The 18,259-nt window shown below is 39.5% G+C and carries 15 protein-coding genes and 2 tRNA genes; all 17 read right to left on the bottom strand.

Features of this window, described 5'->3' with window-relative positions; all coding sequences use genetic code 11:
* Positions 1-6: 6 nt before the first annotated feature.
* On the bottom strand, positions 7-1,269 hold the full coding sequence (gene sufD, locus HMPREF1481_RS03470) for a Fe-S cluster assembly protein SufD (RefSeq protein ID WP_016465692.1): 1,263 nt from the start codon (positions 1,267-1,269) through the stop codon (positions 7-9).
* A gap of 27 nt (positions 1,270-1,296) precedes the next feature.
* A complete protein-coding gene (sufC, locus tag HMPREF1481_RS03465; protein WP_000114489.1) occupies positions 1,297-2,067 on the bottom strand; it encodes a Fe-S cluster assembly ATPase SufC in 771 nt (256 codons plus the stop codon).
* Between the two features lie 155 nt (positions 2,068-2,222).
* Positions 2,223-2,417 carry a DUF3272 family protein gene (locus HMPREF1481_RS0101760; RefSeq protein ID WP_004253242.1) on the bottom strand — a complete coding sequence of 65 codons (195 nt, stop codon included), beginning with the start codon at positions 2,415-2,417 and terminating at the stop codon, positions 2,223-2,225.
* A gap of 22 nt (positions 2,418-2,439) precedes the next feature.
* Positions 2,440-4,104, bottom strand: coding sequence for a DNA polymerase III subunit gamma/tau (gene dnaX / locus HMPREF1481_RS03460; protein ID WP_016465691.1), 1,665 nt, complete (start codon positions 4,102-4,104; stop codon positions 2,440-2,442).
* Positions 4,104-4,601, bottom strand: a complete 498-nt coding sequence (locus HMPREF1481_RS03455; RefSeq protein ID WP_016465690.1) for a GAF domain-containing protein — start codon at positions 4,599-4,601, stop codon at positions 4,104-4,106. Before HMPREF1481_RS03455 ends, dnaX begins: the two co-directional genes overlap by 1 nt.
* Positions 4,602-4,686: 85 nt before the next feature.
* Positions 4,687-5,889, bottom strand: a complete 1,203-nt coding sequence (rpsA, locus tag HMPREF1481_RS03450) for a 30S ribosomal protein S1 (RefSeq protein ID WP_006145742.1) — start codon at positions 5,887-5,889, stop codon at positions 4,687-4,689.
* 158 nt (positions 5,890-6,047) lie between these two features.
* A tRNA-Gln gene (locus HMPREF1481_RS03445) sits at positions 6,048-6,119 on the bottom strand.
* Between the two features lie 9 nt (positions 6,120-6,128).
* A tRNA-Tyr gene (locus HMPREF1481_RS03440) sits at positions 6,129-6,209 on the bottom strand.
* A 49-nt stretch (positions 6,210-6,258) separates the two neighbouring features.
* On the bottom strand, positions 6,259-6,489 hold the full coding sequence (locus tag HMPREF1481_RS03435; protein WP_006148690.1) for a DUF2969 domain-containing protein: 231 nt from the start codon (positions 6,487-6,489) through the stop codon (positions 6,259-6,261).
* A 134-nt stretch (positions 6,490-6,623) separates the two neighbouring features.
* On the bottom strand, positions 6,624-7,268 hold the full coding sequence (pcp, locus tag HMPREF1481_RS03430; RefSeq protein WP_016465689.1) for a pyroglutamyl-peptidase I: 645 nt from the start codon (positions 7,266-7,268) through the stop codon (positions 6,624-6,626).
* Between the two features lie 13 nt (positions 7,269-7,281).
* Entirely contained in the window at positions 7,282-8,205 is a 924-nt protein-coding gene (locus HMPREF1481_RS03425; RefSeq protein ID WP_016465688.1) for a DUF979 domain-containing protein, read from the bottom strand.
* Positions 8,202-8,891: a DUF969 domain-containing protein gene (locus HMPREF1481_RS03420; RefSeq protein ID WP_016465687.1), complete on the bottom strand. Its 690-nt coding sequence runs from the start codon at positions 8,889-8,891 to the stop codon at positions 8,202-8,204. The genes HMPREF1481_RS03425 and HMPREF1481_RS03420 overlap by 4 nt, the downstream gene beginning before the upstream one ends.
* A 34-nt stretch (positions 8,892-8,925) precedes the next feature.
* The gene (locus tag HMPREF1481_RS03415; protein ID WP_016465686.1) at positions 8,926-10,893 is read right to left on the bottom strand and encodes a peptide ABC transporter substrate-binding protein; all 1,968 of its coding nucleotides are present in this window, start codon (positions 10,891-10,893) and stop codon (positions 8,926-8,928) included.
* Positions 10,894-10,914: 21 nt separating this feature from the next.
* Positions 10,915-11,937, bottom strand: coding sequence for a branched-chain amino acid aminotransferase (locus HMPREF1481_RS03410; RefSeq protein ID WP_016465685.1), 1,023 nt, complete (start codon positions 11,935-11,937; stop codon positions 10,915-10,917).
* A 126-nt stretch (positions 11,938-12,063) separates the two neighbouring features.
* Complete coding sequence (gene parC / locus HMPREF1481_RS03405) at positions 12,064-14,544, bottom strand: DNA topoisomerase IV subunit A (RefSeq protein ID WP_083936637.1); 2,481 nt, start codon at positions 14,542-14,544, stop codon at positions 12,064-12,066.
* Between the two features lie 311 nt (positions 14,545-14,855).
* A complete protein-coding gene (locus HMPREF1481_RS03400) occupies positions 14,856-16,166 on the bottom strand; it encodes a hypothetical protein (protein ID WP_016465683.1) in 1,311 nt (436 codons plus the stop codon).
* A gap of 105 nt (positions 16,167-16,271) precedes the next feature.
* Complete coding sequence (gene parE, locus HMPREF1481_RS03395; protein ID WP_016465682.1) at positions 16,272-18,221, bottom strand: DNA topoisomerase IV subunit B; 1,950 nt, start codon at positions 18,219-18,221, stop codon at positions 16,272-16,274.
* Positions 18,222-18,259: the final 38 nt, after the last annotated feature.

The raw sequence follows: 18,259 nt of genomic DNA, 5'->3' as shown, positions 1-18,259 counted from the left end.
TTCCCCTTAGCGTTTTGACAATTTTTCTTCGATAGTCGCAATCATTTCATCGCGAACTTCCTTGACTGGAATTTCTACAATAACTGATCCAAGGAATCCACGTACAACCAAGCGTTCTGCAGTTGCTTGATCTAAACCACGACTCATGAGGTAGTACATATCTTCTGGATCTACTTGACCGATAGAAGCTGCGTGTCCTGCAGTCACATCATTTTCGTCAATCAAAAGAATTGGGTTAGCATCTGAACGAGCTTGGTCCGAAAGCATGAGAACACGGCTTTCTTGTTGGGCATCTGCTGCCTTGGCACCCTTAATGATGTGTCCGATACCGTTAAATGTCAAGGTTGCTTTTTCAAGGATAACTCCATGTTGAAGGATATTACCGATAGAGTTGCAACCATAGTTAGTCACTCGAGTATCAATCCCTTGAACCTGACGGCCACTTGAAAGTGCTACGACCTTGAGATCTGCATGGCTACCATTACCAATCAAGTCACTATCAAAGTCAGCAACGACATTTCCTTCGTTCATGACACCGATAGCCCAGTCAATACTTGCATCGTTGCCCAATTTCCCACGGCGGCTAATGTAGGCTGTAACATTTTCGCCTAGACGGTCAATCGCTGCAAACTTCACTTGCGCACCTGAACGAGCAATGACTTCTACAGTGATATTAGCAGTTGCCTTAGCACTACCTTCACCACGTGACTCCAGACGCTCAAGGTAGCTAATCTTACTGTTCTTACCAGCGATGATGAGGATATGCTTGTTAAATGGCACATCGCTATCGCTGTCTTGGTAGAAAACACCTTCAATTGGTTCTGTGATTTCTACGTTATCTGGAATGTAGAGAACAGCACCACTGTTAAAATATGCTGTATGGTAAGCTGCCAACTTATCATCATCGTATTTCACTGATGACATGAAAAATTCTTCTACAAGATCTGGAATTTCTTCTAAAGCTGAGTGGAAGTCTGTAAAGACAACTCCTTGTTCAGCCAACTCAACTGGAGTTTGTTCAAAAACAGTCTGGGTTCCTACTTGCACCAACTTCAAGTGATTGTCTAGAGCAGTGAAGTCAGGTACATTTGCTGACGGTTCGCTTTCTGTAATAGTTCCATCACCCAGATTCCAACGGTGAAATTTAACACGCTCAATAACTGGTAATTCTAAACTCTCAATCTTATCAAAGGCTTTTTGACGGAGGTCAGCCAACCAGCTTGGTTCAGCATGCATTTCTGAAAAAAGTTTAATAGTTTCTTTAGTCATTTACTTCTCCTAAAAGATACGAGCGAATTACAATTCTTCCTTGTAGTCGTAGCCAAGTTCTTCAGCTAATTTTGCGTATCCTTCACGTTCCAAACGTGCAGCCAATTCTGGACCACCAGAAAGTACAACACGACCTTCCATCATAACGTGTACTACATCTGGCGTGATATAGTTCAAGAGACGTTGGTAGTGAGTAATGATCATTGCACCAAAGCCTTCGCCACGCATAGCATTGACACCTTTAGAAACAACTTTAAGAGCATCGATATCAAGGCCTGAGTCAATCTCGTCAAGAAGGGCAAAAGTTGGTTCCAACATCAAGAGTTGTAGAATTTCATTACGTTTTTTCTCACCACCAGAGAATCCTTCGTTGAGGTAACGCTCTGCCATTTCTTCTTTCATGTTGAGCAATTCCATTTTTTCGTCTAGCTTAGTAATAAATTCACGAACTGAAATCTTTTCGTCATCTTCTTTACCAGCATTCATGGCTGCACGAAGAAATTCAGCATTGGTGATTCCAGGAATTTCTGATGGGTATTGCATAGCAAGGAAAAGTCCCATACGAGCACGCTCATCAACTTCCAATTCAAGAATATTTACACCGTCAAACAAGACTTCACCTTTAGTGACTTCATAGTTTGGGTTTCCCATAATTGCAGCTGAAAGGGTAGACTTACCGGTACCATTTGGTCCCATGATAGCTGCAATTTCCCCTGTTTTAAGAGTCAGGTTGACCCCTTTTAAAATTTCTTTTCCTTCAATTTCAACATGAAGATCTTTGATCTCTAATACTGACATGATTGTTCCTTTCTTTTCATCCTTTTTACTGTATTTACCTGAAACTTAACCTTTTAAAATCCCCTAGAAAAATACGGTAAAATGTCAATAAATATACCTTTATAGTATAACAAAAAAAAGCCTAAAAGGCTTTGATTTTGTCTAGAAGCTAGGAGCTACTTCTTCCCTTGAAAATGATCATCTATAGCGCTCACAATTTTACCCATGATATAGCTCACGCGAAAATTTCTCAGGATCAAAATAGCCCAAAGCAAGGCCACGATATACCGTTGCTCCATTATGGATTCATTAAAGAAATAAGTCTCAGCAGCAGTAAATAAGGCCATGATAATAAATTGTTGTCGGTTCATAGTCTTTTACCACAAATTCCTTTTAGTCTTCTGTTATAGTCACTTTATCTGCTAAAAATTCAAAACCTTGAGGAAGAATTGATTCCTCGGACTCCTCCTTAGCGACTTGTTCTTGAGAACCTTTAGCTCGGCTAGAAAATGCAGCTCGAACTTCCTTCCATTCTTCCATGGAAATAGCGAGAATCTCTGGAGAAAAACCAGCAGCTCGGCTAAGAATATTGCCAAACATAGTGTTGAGATTGTCTCGTTTCATGGTTTGACCAGCATTGAAATTCGATTCAAAAGCCAAAATCGCATGGTGTTCATTAGCAGCAACTGGTTGAGAACCAGCCAAAAGTGCCTTATCTGGTCCTGATAAGCTTTCAATAACTTCACCCCAAGCATTCTGAAGACGAATTAGGTTTTGACGAGCTAAGTCTGGATTTTCTACCGCTTCTTGAAGAATAGACTGCACCTTGTTTCTGTCTACACGATAGATGGACTTACTGTTCGTCGGACGACTTGGTGTAGAAGCAGTTTGTTTAGGATTAGAACCAACATTGGCAAGAGCTTGTTTCAATCGTGTAACTTCTTCTCGAAGAGAAGATAGCTCTTCAGCCACGACACCTGAAAGTTCTGGCTGTGAATCAATTTCTGCCAAACGAATGGTCATCATTTCAGCATAAATCTTAGGTTGTAAGCTAGCCTTAATATCAGCCAGACTTTTAGTAGCAAGACTAATCATCTCAAACAAGATATCCTGCGGAAGGTCTAAATTTCTCTCAAATACATCACTATGGTGAGTATTCTCTCCACCTGCTTGAACAATTAAGATATCACGTAAGTATTGTAGTAAATCCACTATAAACCGTGTCATGCTCTTTCCATTCTCAAAAATCAGATCAAGTTGTTCCAAAGCACCTGTTACATTCTTTTGTGCTAAAGAAGCAACATAATCGTCCAAAGCACTTAAACTAATGGTCCCAGTGATTTCCTCAGAAACTGCTGTAGTAAGAGTAGGTTCTTGTGTTAAGCTTAATGCCTGGTCTAAGATAGACAAGGCATCCCGCATCCCGCCTTCAGCTCGTCGAGCAATAATTTCAACAGCTTCTGTTTCGTAATCAATTCCTTCTTTTTCCAAAATCTGGAAGATATGATCACGAATATCCTGCGTCTTAATAGACTTAAACTCGAAGCGTTGAACGCGAGACAAGATAGTTGCAGGAATTTTATGCAACTCTGTAGTCGCCAGTATAAAAACGACATTTGGAGTAGGTTCTTCCAGTGTTTTCAAAAGGGCATTAAAGGCACCTGTTGAAAGCATGTGGACCTCGTCAATGATATAGACCTTGTACTGAGCTATACTCGGAGCATAAGTTGATTTGTCACGAATATCACGGATTTCATCAACTCCATTATTAGAAGCCGCATCCATCTCGATAACATCTTCCAAACTTCCTTCTGTGACAGCTTGACAGATATAACAGTTATTGCAAGGTTCTCCCCCTTCTTGATTCGGACAGTTCATTGCCTTGGCAAAAATCTTGGCTACACTGGTTTTACCTGTTCCACGAGGACCTGAAAATAGGTAGGCATGACTGATTTTATCTTGTTCCACAGCCTGTTTAAGGGTTCGAGCAATAACTTCCTGGCCCACTAGCTGTGAAAAATTTTGACTTCTATACTTTCGATAAAGCGCCTGATACATTATGCTTTCTCCTCATACATTGAAAATGTCCATTCTGTTTTTTCTAACAAAATGGTAACAAACTCTTCTAAATACTGTTGATCAATGTGATCATAATCATCTACACAAGATGAATCCAAATCTAACACTCCGAGAAGCTGTCCATCTTTTACCATTGGAAGAACAATCTCACTATGAGCACTACTATCGCAAGAAATATAGTTGGGATAGGTCTTTACATCCCCAACGATAACTGTTTGACGGATAGCCGCAGACTCCCCACAAACTCCTTTTCCAAGTGGGATTCTAACACATGAAACTCCACCTTGAAAAGGTCCTAAAATGAGCTCATTTCCGTCATATAAATAGAATCCTGAAAAAACAGTATGAGGAAAGTTCATTTTTAGAAGAGCACTAGCATTTGAAAGATTAGCCAATACATTAGACTCGGTATCTAAAAGCGCAGTGAGCTGGGCATTTACCATCTGATAAATTGATTCTTTTTCGGAATATAACATAAAACCATTATATCAAAAAATACTAGTTGAAAAAAGAAAAATCCCTTGTTTTAACAACAAAGGATTTATAATTAAATCTGATTGATTAAAGTTCGATGTCACCGAACAAGTCAGCCATTGAGAATCCAGTTTGTGTTTCTGGAAGTTCAAAGTCACGTTTTTCTTGACGTTTTGGACGACGTGGACGTGGAGCACGTTTTTCTTCGTTTTGTCCTTCTTCTTGAGCTGGACGTTCTTCAAGAGCTTTGATAGAAAGTGATACGCGTTCTGCATCAGCGTTAACATCAAGAACTTTAACAGTAACTTCTTGACCAACAGTAAGAGCTTCTTTTGGATTTTCAATACGTTTGTGTGAAATTTGTGATACGTGAACAAGTCCATCGATACCTGGTAATACTTCAACAAACGCACCAAAGTCAGTCAAACGTTTAACTGTACCTTCTACAACGTCACCTTTAGCCAATTTTTGCTCAACGCCATCCCATGGTCCAGGTGTTGTTGCTTTAAGTGAAAGTGATACACGTCCTTCTTCTTCGTTAAGATCAAGGATTTTCACTTCAACTTCTTCACCAACAGTTACAACTGATTTAGGTGAAACGTTACGTTCGTGTGACAATTCAGTCAAGTGAACCAATCCATCAACACCACCAAGGTCGATGAAAGCACCGAAGCTTGTGATACGTGCAACTTTACCAGTCACAACATCACCAACAGCCAATTTACCGAATACTTCAGCACGAGCTGCAGCAGTAGCTGCTTCTACAACTTCACGACGTGAAAGGATGAAGCGGTTTTCTTTAGGGTCAACTTCTTTAATTTTAGCTTCAAATTCTTGACCTACAAAACGCTCAGTGTTACGTACAAAACGAGTATCCAACATTGAAGCTGGGATAAATCCACGCAAACCTTCAAATTCTACTGAAAGTCCACCTTTAACAGCGCGAGTTCCTTTAACTGTAACAACTTCTTCTTCGCGTCCTACAAGTTTGTCCCATGCTTTGCGAGCTTCAAGGCGTTTTTTAGATACAAGGTATGTTACTGTATCAGTATCTTTACCAACTACTTGACGAAGTACAAGAACATCAAATACTTCACCTACTTTTACAAAGTCATTGATATCTGCGTCGCGATCGTTTGTCAATTCGCGAAGAGTCAAGACACCTTCAACACCAGTTCCAGAGATTGCAACGTTAGCTTGATTAGCATCAACTGTCAATACTTCAGCACTAACAACATCACCAGGTTCAACTTGGCTAACGCTATTTAGCAAATCTTCAAATTCATTCATCTAAAAAATCCTCCAACAATCAAGTTTTTTAACTTGACATACTTATAATTTTTTTCCTAAGCACCCGCAACGACATGAACATCTCGAACGTCCTTCAATTATAAAAATAAAATACCCTAAGATATTTTTCTTTTTATCTTGAATTTATTACCTAAGAACTGGGGTAGCTGGATTCGAACCAACGCATGAGGGAGTCAAAGTCCCTTGCCTTACCGCTTGGCTATACCCCATTGATGATATGGAGAGAGAGGGATTCGAACCCCCGAACCCGAAGGAGCGGATTTACAGTCCGCCGCGTTTAGCCTCTTCGCTATCTCTCCGACAATCAACGAAAACTATTATATCATGAAAATTTGCAAAAAACAAGCATTATTTTGCTAAATTATAGTTCTCAATCAATATTTCCACAGCTTTTTCAAGATTCTTGTAAAAACTATCGACATTTCCATTCTTTATGATTGCAAATTGGTCATCTAGTTCGGCAATTTCACCGATTAATTTTTTTCCAATCATTAAAGTATAACCATCGTACTTATCTTTTCCAACTACTACTTTAGCATCTGATAATTGAATCTCAATTTTTTTGTCTTTTTTACTCATACCATACCTCTTTTCACTTTTTCTATTTTACAAGAAATTCCCTAATCTAGCAAGAAAAAACTCTCTGTCATGCTTATCTTGACAGAGAGTTTAAGGAATAAAATAGAAAATTTTTTAATTTGAAAATTGAATCATTAGTGAGTCGTCCCTCCGACCAACTTCAAATCTTTATCTTTATGGTCCACGATAGCACCAATAGCAGCTTCGATGCCTCGGACAATATCTCTTAAGCACATGGATGCAGTATTAGGCTTATTTACCACTTGTTCTGTCATATAGGGAATATGCATAAATCCTGCTCTCATATTGGGAAATTTCTTATCCGCTAAGTAGAGAACCTGATACATCAGATGATTGCAAACAAAGGTTCCAGCTGTATTGGATACTGAAGCAGGTAGCCCTTCTTCTTTTATGGCTTGTACCATTGCTTTGATAGGGAGTGTGCTAAAATAGGCGGCTTCTCCATCAAGGCGAATTGGAGTGTCAATCGGTTGATTTCCTTGGTTATCTGGAATTCTAGCATCATCTTGATTAATAGCAACTCTCTCAGGAGTTAAACTCGCTCTTCCTCCTGCTTGTCCAATGCAAAGCACAACATCTGGCTGGTATCGATTTATTTCTGCTTCTAAAACCTCTGCTGATTTATAAAAGACTGTTGGGATTTCTACCCAATGAAGCTCTGCACCATTGATTTCAGACGGTAATGATTTAACTGCTTCTAGAGCTGGATTGACCTTTTCACCACCAAAAGGATCAAATCCTGTAACTAATATTTTCATTTTATTTCCTTTACTAAAATGCCAAAAAGTACATCAGAAATACATGTATGACAATCATGACAATAGCTACTCCTACTTGTGCTTTGATAACGCCATTTGGATCTTTCATATCCAAAAGGGCTACAGGTAGAGTATTGAAATTGGCAGCCATTGGGGTTAATAGAGTCCCACAACAACCTGCTGTCATAGCAAGAGCACCCGCCACGATTGGATCTGCTCCCAAGGAAAATACAAAGGGAACACCAATTCCAGCAGTAATGACAGTAAAGGCCGCAAAGGCATTTCCCATAATCATTGAAAATAGAACCATTCCCAACACATAAGCCACTACACCCATCAACCGACTCCCCGAAGGCACAAAACCACTTATCAGATGTGACATTAAATCTCCAACTCCAGCTACAGTAAAAATAGCCCCCAAAGCTCCTAAAAGTTGGGGAACAATCCCACTAGTTGAGACTTGCTGAACCATGCGATTATTTTCTGATAATAAGCTTTTAGGAGAACTCTTAGTAATCAATAAAAGAGAAATGGTTGCTAAAAATGCTGCAAGACTGATAGCAATCTTACTAAACTCTGGGATCATTTTTGCTAATACTAAAGCAATCAAAGCCATCAGCATGACCGGAATAAAAATTTTATTCTTCAACCGTTTAGCTTCAAAGTTTGCCTTGACTTCATCCAGAGACGGTAAGGTTCCGATACGAACCTGTTTAAAGAGTGTTAGTAGGGCTAAGAGCACTACGATAATTCCAATACAGATAGATGGTAGATAGGAACCACCAATAAAACTGATTCCCAATAAAGCCCAAAACCCAGCTGTTCCATATCGAACTGGGTTTGTTTTGTCTTTATAGCTACAGTAGGCCGTATGAAGAAATTGACAACCAATCACAATATAGGTTAACTCTAATAACTGTCTTGCTAGATTGTTCATTCATCTTTTCCTTTACTAAGCTTATTCGCTAGCAGTTTTCTATCAAATAAGTAATTGTAAATCCCTACCACAAGCAGGGCAACTCCTGCAACAATAAGAGAAGCCGAAGCGATTCCTGCATAATTACTTTCGTAACCTAATTGGTCCAGAGTGCCCCCAACTAAGAGGACACCACCTGCACCAACGAAAGTATTCTGAGCAAAGAAATTTGCAAAATTATCATTTGCTGCTGCACGCGCTTTTAGCGCTTCGCTCTCCTGCTCCGTTAATTTTCTACCTAATTGTAACTCTGCCGCTGCTTGTCCCATGGGTTGAACCAGAGGCCTTACAAACTGCGGCTGCCCTCCGATACGAATGGCAAAGAAACTGTCAAGTTCCCGAAAAAAGAAATAAACGGTATAAAAACTTCCTACGGTCAGTCCTTTAATCTTTTGAATCAAGTCAATTGAACGTTGCTTGAGTCCAAAAGTTTCAGATAAACCAACCAAGGGCAAGGTTACCATAAAAATCGTAAGAACTCGTTGATTGCTAAATTCTCTTCCTAAAATTTCCAAGAACTCAACAAGAGAAACTCCAGAAACTAGAGCTGTAACTAAACTAGCTAAGACTACCGTTGCGATGGTATCTAATTTATAGCTAAAACCAACCACAATAATAACTATCCCTATTAGTTTAATCCATTCCATATAGGCCCCTTTATTCCAAAAATACTAGTCTGTTTTATTTGACATGACTTTCTAGTTCTTTTTGATATTTACTGTTTGATTCCAATTTTTCTTTTTGCCATTTTTCAAGAGCTGCTTGATATTCTTTAGCAGATACAATTTCTTTTTGCAATTTCATTCCCTTGAAGATATATGGATCACCCTTAATACCTACTTGTGAGTATGGTTTAGAGAATGGAACGACGTTGCTGACAACTGGTGAGCCACCTGATGAAGCTGTTGGCATCAAGAGAGAACTATCAGTGAGCCATGCTTGAGCCTTAGCATATTTTTCATATCTCTTGTCCAAATCGTTTGTTTCTGAAACTGCATCATCCAAGAGTTTCTTATATTCGTCCAGACCAAGTTGAGCTACTACTTCCTTGTCTTTACCTTTCGTAATACCAAGGTGTTTCATAGCAGAACCTGTCTTAGGATCCATGATATTGAGATAACTTGCTGGATCTTGGTAACTTGGAGCCCATCCAGTACTGTTCAAGTCATAGTCTTTTTGAGCTGGAACACGCGCCTGCGATGTAATACTTTCCTTTTCGTTATCGGTCATTTGAAGAACATCGATCACGACATTTTCAGAACCAAGAGTTGACTCGATTGATTGTTTGAAGGAATTGCTTTGTTGAACGGCAATTGTATCTGTCTGTTCAACTGGAACATCCAAATGAATTGGGAAGGTTACACCTTTTGTTTCCAATTCTTTCTTAGCTTTTTCGAATAAAGCTTTGGCTTTGTCTGGATTGTAGATGGTATCTTTTCCGTCTACAAGCTCAACGCCTTTCCATTGGTCTCCATAGTTGACCAATTCTGCTTGAGCGATGTCACCAAAGTTTTTACCACCAGATTGTACAAAGTTATCTGGAACTAGACTGTTACGAATAATCTTGTCCGCACCATCTTCACCATTGAGCTGTGCAGCATATGAATGACGGTTGAAAGCAAAGTTGATTGCTTGACGGAAGTCCTTGTTCAACATCGCTTCTTTTGTAGAAGTTTTCTGTTCTTCACTTGTTTTCGCAGTCTTATTGTAAGATTGACGGTTTACGTTAAAGGTAAAGTAATAACTAGTTGAATCCTGTGGACTGTATGTAATTTTATCTCCGTATTGTTCCAATGTAGAAGCAAAGTTTGAGCTACTTGGGAAGATACGAGCTGTTGTATAAACACCTGAAGAGAAGCTACGGATTAATGATTCTTGGTCTGAACCATCATAGTAGGTCAATTTTACTTTCTCAATTTTAACCTTCTCTTTATCCCAATAATTTGGGTTCTTTTCGTATTCGATTAAAGATTTTGAAGTCAATGTCTTCAGGATATACGGACCGTTATAAAGAATACCAGATGGACTTACTGCTCCGTAGTTCTTGCCTGAAGCTTTGAGGAATTCCTCGTTTACCGGCAACATAGTTGCTGAAGTTACTTTCGAATTCCAGAAACTTTCAGGTGCATTAAGAGTATACTGGACTGTGTAGTCATCCAATGCCTTAACCCCAACTGTAGAGAAGTCATTAGTCTCACCAGTCATATATTCATTCAAGCCCTTAATGGAGTTTTGAATAAGAGTGACACCGTCTGATTTACCATCTGCTACGTGTTTTAGTCCAGTAACAAAGTCATGCGCAGTTACTTCAGCGTATTCTTCACCTTCTGACGTGTACCATTTAACCCCTTTACGAAGTTTATAAGTATAAGTCAAACCGTCTTGTGAGACACTCCAGTCTTCTGCTAGTGAAGGAACCAAATTTCCATATTCATCGTTTTCCAACAATCCATCAACAACGTTACCAATAATATCCGTTGTTGAAGTACGAGTTGCAATACTGTAGTCCAAAGATGATGGGTCTACTCCATAGACGTAAGAGAAGGTAGTAGGTGCGTCTGCTTCCTTGTCAGCTTTCCCACAAGCCACAAGAAGAACTGCTGTACTCAGGACAACTCCTGCTGTTAACATCCATTTTTTCGTTTTCATAAAGATCTCCTTTAATAATGTTTAATCTACTTTTACAATCCAGCCTTCTGGTGCTTCAATGTCACCAAATTGGATACCTGTCAATTCATCGTATAGTTTACGAGTCACTGGACCAACCTCTGTTTCACTGTAGAAAACATGGAAATCATCACCGTGTTGGATTCCCCCAATTGGCGAAATTACTGCTGCTGTTCCACAGGCACCTGCTTCTACAAATCGATCAAGGCTGTCAATTGGTACATCTCCCTCAACAGGCTTCAAGCCTAAACGATGCTCTGCCAAGTAAAGCAATGAGTACTTGGTAATGGATGGCAAGATTGATGGACTCAGTGGCGTTACGAACTCGTTGTCAGCTGTAATCCCAAAGAAGTTTGCTGAACCGACTTCTTCAATCTTGGTGTGGGTTGATGGGTCAAGATAAATAACATCTGAGAAATGACGGGATTTAGCCATTTTTCCTGGTAAAAGACTAGCTGCATAGTTCCCACCGACCTTGGCAGCTCCAGTTCCATTTGGTGCAGCACGATCATACTCATCTTGAATCAAGAAGTTTGTTGGAACCAAACCACCCTTAAAGTAATTTCCAACTGGCATAGCAAAGATAGTGAAAATATACTCCTCGGCTGGTTTTACCCCGATGATATCTCCGACACCAATCAAAAGTGGACGGAGGTAAAGGGTTCCACCTGTTCCATAAGGCGGTACGTATTCTTCATTGGCACGAACAACTGCTTTACATGCTTCTACAAACATTTCTGTTGGAACTTGAGGCATCAAAAGACGATCACAAGTACGTTGTAGACGTTTAGCATTTTCATCTGGACGGAAGAGTTGTACGCTACCATCCTTTGTACGATAGGCTTTCAATCCTTCAAATGCTTGCTGTCCATAGTGAAGACTTGGAGATGATTCTGAAATATGCAAGGTTGCATCTTCTGTTAATTCCCCCTGTGTCCATTGTCCATCTTTAAAATAAGCGATATAACGATAAGGTAGTTTCATATAGGAAAAACCGAGATTTTCCCAATCAATCGTAACTGTCATGACAATCTCCTTTATTCTAATCAGGCTTTGTGTTCTATTCTACACTATTCTCCTAAAAATTCAAGTATTATTTGTAATTTTCTGAAAATTTTATTTATAAAAAATCAGTCACTAGGACTGATTTTCTTATGAATTATCTTTTTCTTCTTTAAAGACTTCTTTGAGATAGGCATCGAAAACTTCCTCGTCTGAAATAGTATCTGAGATAAAGCTTCCATTACTTGTGCGCTCTGATAGATTCAAATCTTGCAGAATTGCTTCGTAAATCGTTCCATTATTTGATTGGATAACAAGAGTTTGTTCGCCATCTTCTACTTCTGTACTGAAGAGATCTCCGATAAATCCTTGTTCTAAGACAGCACCGGCCAAGAAGACGCGATGTGGTTTACTCTTCAATTCTCTCAAAACTTGAAGACCTCGCTTAGCACGACTAGTCGCTGGAATTTCCTCTGTTGATACACGTTTCAAGCTTCCACGTTGCGTTAACAGATAGAAGGATGAAGTATTGCAGATAAAGGCAGCTTGAAGCTCATCATCTGCTTTCAGATTCATAGCTTTGACACCTGCAGCCTTGGCTCCAACAACTGGAACCTCTTCGATATTAAAGCGAAGAGCATAGCCATTTTTACTGATTAATAGGACATCATCTAGCTTGATTGGTGCTACTGCTACAATCTGGTCACTATCGTCTTTCAACTTAGCGAACTTAACAGATTTAGAACGGTAGGTTCTCCATGGAGAAAATTCTTTACGTTCTACACGTTTGATTTGTCCAAGGCGAGTCGCTGCAAAGTAGGTTGTCGCATCCTCAAACTGATCCACAACTTCAACATAGAGCACTTCTTCATTGGTTTCAAAGTTTGTAATTGTTTGGCTCAAGTGCTCCCCGATATCCTTCCAACGAATATCTGCTAACTCATGGACAGGGCGGTAAATAACATTCCCAAGCGTTGTAAAGATTAATAGATGTTGAGTGGTTTTAACTGATTGTACAAATAACAAGCGGTCGTCATCCCGTTTCCCAATTTCTTCTAAGGTAGAAGCTGCGAAAGAACGAGGACTAGTACGCTTGATGTAACCTGCCTTCGTCACGCTGACGTAAGTATCTTCTTCAGCGATTAGACTAGCTGTATCAATCTCGATGACTTTTGCTGTATCTTCTAAAGTACTCAAGCGCGGAGTCGCAAATTTCTTCTTGACCTCACGGAGTTCTTTCTTCATGAGATTGTACATAGTTCGTTCGTCACCGATGATAGCCGCAAGCATAGCAATCTTCTCACGAAGTTCTGCTTCTTCTTCCTGCAAGACAACTACGTCTGTATTCGTTAAACGATAAAGTTGCAAGGTAACGATAGCTTCAGCCTGTTCTTCGGTAAATTCATAGCTGACCTTGAGGTTTTCCTTTGCATCAGCCTTATTCTCAGAAGCACGGATAAGGGCAATGACTTCATCCAAAATCGAGATAACGCGAATCAAACCTTCCACGATATGGAGACGGTTTTCAGCCTTTTCCTTGTCAAAGCGAGAACGCGCCAAGATAACTTCACGACGGTGGGCGATATAACTAGACAAGATTGGTACAATTCCAACCTGGCGAGGCGTGAAATTGTCAATCGCAACCATGTTGAAGTTGTAGTTGATTTGCAAGTCAGTGTATTTGAAAAGGTAGTTGAGAACAAGTTCCGTGTTCGCATCTTTTTTGAGTTCGATAGCGATGCGAAGACCATCACGGTCAGACTCATCACGAACCTCAGCGATACCTGCCACTTTATTATTAACACGGACTTCATCGATTTTCTTGACCAAGTTAGCCTTATTGATTTCATAAGGAATCTCAGTGATAACGATTTGTTCCTTACCACCTTTAAGCTTCTCAATTTCCGTCTTAGAACGAACAACCACGCGCCCTTTACCAGTTTCATAGGCCTTTTTGATTTCGTCACGGCCTTGGATAATGGCACCTGTGGGGAAATCTGGTCCCGGCAAGAATTCCATCAACTTATCTACCTTGGCAGTCGGATGATCAATCATGTAGACTGTCGCATCAATGACCTCAGCCAAATTATGCGGTGGAATATCTGTGGCATAACCAGCTGAAATCCCGGTTGAACCATTGACCAAAAGGTTTGGAAAAGCCGCTGGCAAGACAGTTGGCTCTTTTTCGGTATCGTCAAAGTTCCAAGCAAAAGGAACTGTCTTTTTATCGATATCTTGTAGGAGATAACCTGCAATTTCAGACAAACGTGCCTCGGTATAACGCATAGCCGCAGGTGGATCTCCGTCCATAGAACCATTGTTCCCGTGCATTTCAACTAGAATCTCACGGTTCTTCCAGTCCTGAGACATACGAACCATGGCATCATAGATAGAAGAATCTCCGTGTGGGTGGAAATTACCCATGATGTTCCCGACAGACTTGGCTGATTTACGGTAACTCTTGTCAAAAGTATTACCATCCTTATTCATCGAATAAAGAATACGACGCTGAACCGGCTTCAAGCCATCACGAATGTCTGGCAAAGCCCGGTCTTGAATGATGTATTTGGAGTAGCGCCCAAAGCGCTCTCCCATGATGTCCTCAAGGGACATGTTTTGGATATTACTCATATAGGATACAAAGCCCGTAAAATACAAATTGAAAACAGGAAATTCTTGCAGGGAGCGATGCTCTCAAGAGAATTTATCTTTTTCACACAGTATTTAGGGCGTGTTCAACTCCTTTCAAAGAATATAGAGTAGTTTTTTATAGACGAAAGTGTTCCGTTATTTTATATAACTAAACTATCCTTTCTGTAGTTTAAAAATTTTAAATTATATACTTTATTTAGTTAACGATGGGAAGTCTCTTTTCAGCATACTGAATCTAACTCATTAATTTACTCTATTCTACAAGAAATTATTCATAGTTTAAGAAAATATTATTCTTCGTTTTCTTCACTATTTATTCTTTTTTTTAGTTCCTGTTTTTTCTCATCAGATAATTCAGATAAAAACTTATCTAGATTTATATCTTCTATATTATCAGGATATTTTGTATAGAACCAATTTTGTTGCTTTAATATTTGTTCAAAAAATATTCTTGTGACTACAGATACTTCCCCTGATGTTGGGAACTCAAATTCCTTAATCTCTGTGTTATACTTTAAAAAATTATGAATTCCATAGGAAATAACAAATTGTACATCATCATTTTTATGATGAAGTGGATATCCTTTCGCCTTAATTTTTTCTCTATTTGCAATACTTTGTCTAATACCTATCCATAAAATTGCATATATTTGTGCGGGTGTATACCTATTTTTGACAAGTAAAGTTCGAATTTCTGTTTTGATAGCATCAATTTGCTTCTCACAACCTTCTTTATCCCATTTATAATGAAAATTATAATTTTGAAACTGATAATTGAATAGTTTGAGTAATTCATTAGTAACGATATACTTCCATAATTCTTGTTTTTCTTCTAAAGAATAAGATAAGTTATGAGGAAACTTAAGATCTTCAAACCAATTTTCATCACTTCCAAACATAAGTTCTAAATTTTTTAACGAATAACTCACCTTACGTATGTAAAATTCATTTGGATAACTTAGTGACTCTGACGGTTTAACAAAAGCTTCAATAGAACTTGATGGTGAAACAACTAAAATATTATTTTTGCAAAGATAACGAATTTCTTCTATGTAATCATCTTCAAAGAAAAGCTGTGGAAATATTTGAGACTCGTATCTACAGTCAGAACTTCCGTTACTAATTTTTAATCCTTGTAAAATTACGGCTAGAATTAATCTTTCCTTCAACTTGAATTTTACAAGTCTTTTAGGTTCCTCAAAACTAAATGATTTCAAAATTAATTCGCGTTTCTTAATTCTACAGTCCATGCATAAGCAATCTACATCATCTTGAATATGTCCGCAAATAGTACATCTTGGTTCATTAAAATGTAAATCAGAGTCGATATTTTTGACAAAATCTTTAAAACCAGCTTTAGTTGGTAACTCTTTATATTTTTCATTGCCACATTTTTCGCATTTTTCACCTATCATTATTTTAGGGAAATGTTTTCGTATAAGTGAAGGAGTAGTTTGTAGGTCATAGATATATATTAAATCTACTAATTTTTTATTTCCTAAATAATAGTCTTTCAACAAACCAAGAAGTTCCTCATCCGGAAAATCTTTAAAAATTTCACCCTTACTGCTAGTATCAATCAATGACCAAATATCTTTCATACGTTACGTACCTCGTATAACTTTAAAGTAAAAAGAATTAAAATAGCTTTGATATCAATTTCTTTTACCACTATTGTTCTTCTTACAAAAATCCAATCTAGAATCTCAAAAAACCATCTCCCCGCTCTCTTCCAGCGTAAACTTGACATTATCTTCAATCCACTTACGACGTGGTTCGACCTTATCACCCATTAGGACATTGACGCGACGTTCTGCGCGTGCTAGGTCTTCAATCGTAACACGGATGAGGGTGCGAGTTTCTGGATTCATGGTTGTTTCCCAGAGCTGGTCCGCATTCATCTCACCAAGACCCTTGTAGCGTTGAAGGGTAGCACCTTTACCGAACTGCTTGCGAAGTTCTTCTAGCTCACCATCTGTCCAAGCGTAGGCCACTTCTTCTTTCTTACCTTTCCCTTTTGACATCTTGTAAAGAGGCGGAAGGGCGATATAAACATGACCTGCCTCAACTAGTGGACGCATGTAACGGTAGAAAAATGTCAAGAGCAAGGTCTGGATATGGGCACCGTCGGTATCAGCATCGGTCATGATAATAATCTTGTCATAGTTAGCATCTTCAAGTGAGAAATCTGCTCCAACACCCGCACCGATGGTATAAATCATGGTATTGATTTCTTCATTTTTCAGGATATCAGCCATCTTGGCCTTGGCTGTATTGATAACCTTACCACGAAGAGGCAAGATAGCCTGGAACTTGCGGTCACGACCTTGCTTAGCAGAACCACCGGCAGAATCCCCCTCGACTAAGTAGAGCTCGTTCTTTGCTGGATTTTTAGACTGGGCTGGGGTTAATTTCCCAGAAAGCAAGCCCTTGTCTTTCTTATTCTTCTTGCCATTTCGGCTCTCATCACGCGCCTTACGTGCTGCTTCACGAGCATCGCGCGCCTTGATAGCCTTGCGAATCAGGTTAGAAGCTAGTTCTCCATTTTCCATGAGGAAGAAGGTCAACTTATCAGCCACAATTCCATCTACAACAGGACGAGCAAGGGGACTTCCTAGTTTATCCTTAGTCTGTCCTTCAAACTGCAAGTGTTCTTCAGGGACTAGAATAGAAAGAACGGCTGCTAATCCTTCACGGTAATCGGACCCTTCAAGATTTTTATCCTTTTCCTTGAGAAGACCTGTCTTACGGGCGTAGTCATTCATGACTTTGGTAATAGCAGACTTAAGTCCTGTCTCATGCGTTCCACCGTCCTTAGTGCGAACGTTATTGACAAAGGACAGGATGTTATCTGAAAATCCATCATTATACTGAAGGGCTACTTCTACTTGGAAACCATTGTCTTCGCCTTCAAAGTAGAGAACTGGTGTCAGGGTTTCCTTGTCTTCGTTGAGGTAGGAAACAAAGTCCTGAACCCCATTCTCATAGTGGAACTCGATTGACTCGTCTGTTCGCTTGTCCGTTAATGACAAGGTTACATTTTTCAAGAGAAAAGCAGACTCATTGAGACGCTCTGAAATGGTATTGTACTTGAAGTCTGTCGTAGAAAAGATACTAGCATCCGGCATAAAGGTCACTTTTGTACCTGTCTTAGATTTAGGTGCTGTGCCAACCTTTTCAAGAGTTGTTACGGGCTTCCCACCATTTTCAAAACGCTGTCTATAAACTGTTCCATCACGAGTAATTTCTACTTCGAGCCAACTAGAGAGGGCATTGACGACAGAAGATCCAACTCCGTGGAGACCACCAGAGGTCTTGTAACCACCTTGTCCGAATTTTCCCCCAGCATGAAGAATAGTAAAGATAACCTCAACTGTCGGAATCCCCATAGCGTGCATACCAGTTGGCATCCCACGCCCATGGTCTTGAACCGTTAAACTACCGTCTTTATTAATCGTCACATCGATGCGATCACCAAATCCAGACAAGGCTTCGTCAACCGCATTATCCACGATTTCCCAGACTAGGTGATGAAGTCCAGCACCATCGGTCGATCCGATATACATCCCTGGACGTTTACGGACCGCATCCAACCCTTCTAGTACCTGAATGGCGTCATCATTATAATTGTTAATATTGATTTCCTTTTTTGACACAAGGAACCTCCTATTTGTTCATCTTTTCTATTTTACAG

The sequence above is a fragment of the Streptococcus sp. HPH0090 genome, from assembly GCF_000411475.1.
In the GTDB taxonomy this organism is placed as follows: Bacteria; Bacillota; Bacilli; order Lactobacillales; family Streptococcaceae; genus Streptococcus.
The sequence above is the reverse complement of the archived record's forward strand: the minus strand, read 5'-3'. Positions and strand labels throughout refer to the sequence as shown.

Excerpts from the sequence above, each read along its gene's own strand:
- sufD (WP_016465692.1), bottom strand. The coding sequence starts at position 1,269 with ATGACTAAAGAAACTATTAAACTTTTTTCAGAAATGCATGCTGAACCA.
- sufC (WP_000114489.1), bottom strand. The coding sequence starts at position 2,067 with ATGTCAGTATTAGAGATCAAAGATCTTCATGTTGAAATTGAAGGAAAA.
- HMPREF1481_RS0101760 (WP_004253242.1), bottom strand. The coding sequence starts at position 2,417 with ATGAACCGACAACAATTTATTATCATGGCCTTATTTACTGCTGCTGAG.
- dnaX (WP_016465691.1), bottom strand. The coding sequence starts at position 4,104 with ATGTATCAGGCGCTTTATCGAAAGTATAGAAGTCAAAATTTTTCACAG.
- HMPREF1481_RS03455 (WP_016465690.1), bottom strand. The coding sequence starts at position 4,601 with ATGTTATATTCCGAAAAAGAATCAATTTATCAGATGGTAAATGCCCAG.
- rpsA (WP_006145742.1), bottom strand. The coding sequence starts at position 5,889 with ATGAATGAATTTGAAGATTTGCTAAATAGCGTTAGCCAAGTTGAACCT.
- HMPREF1481_RS03435 (WP_006148690.1), bottom strand. The coding sequence starts at position 6,489 with ATGAGTAAAAAAGACAAAAAAATTGAGATTCAATTATCAGATGCTAAA.
- pcp (WP_016465689.1), bottom strand. The coding sequence starts at position 7,268 with ATGAAAATATTAGTTACAGGATTTGATCCTTTTGGTGGTGAAAAGGTC.
- HMPREF1481_RS03425 (WP_016465688.1), bottom strand. The coding sequence starts at position 8,205 with ATGAACAATCTAGCAAGACAGTTATTAGAGTTAACCTATATTGTGATT.
- HMPREF1481_RS03420 (WP_016465687.1), bottom strand. The coding sequence starts at position 8,891 with ATGGAATGGATTAAACTAATAGGGATAGTTATTATTGTGGTTGGTTTT.
- HMPREF1481_RS03415 (WP_016465686.1), bottom strand. The coding sequence starts at position 10,893 with ATGAAAACGAAAAAATGGATGTTAACAGCAGGAGTTGTCCTGAGTACA.
- HMPREF1481_RS03410 (WP_016465685.1), bottom strand. The coding sequence starts at position 11,937 with ATGACAGTTACGATTGATTGGGAAAATCTCGGTTTTTCCTATATGAAA.
- parC (WP_083936637.1), bottom strand. The coding sequence starts at position 14,544 with ATGAGTAATATCCAAAACATGTCCCTTGAGGACATCATGGGAGAGCGC.
- HMPREF1481_RS03400 (WP_016465683.1), bottom strand. The coding sequence starts at position 16,166 with ATGAAAGATATTTGGTCATTGATTGATACTAGCAGTAAGGGTGAAATT.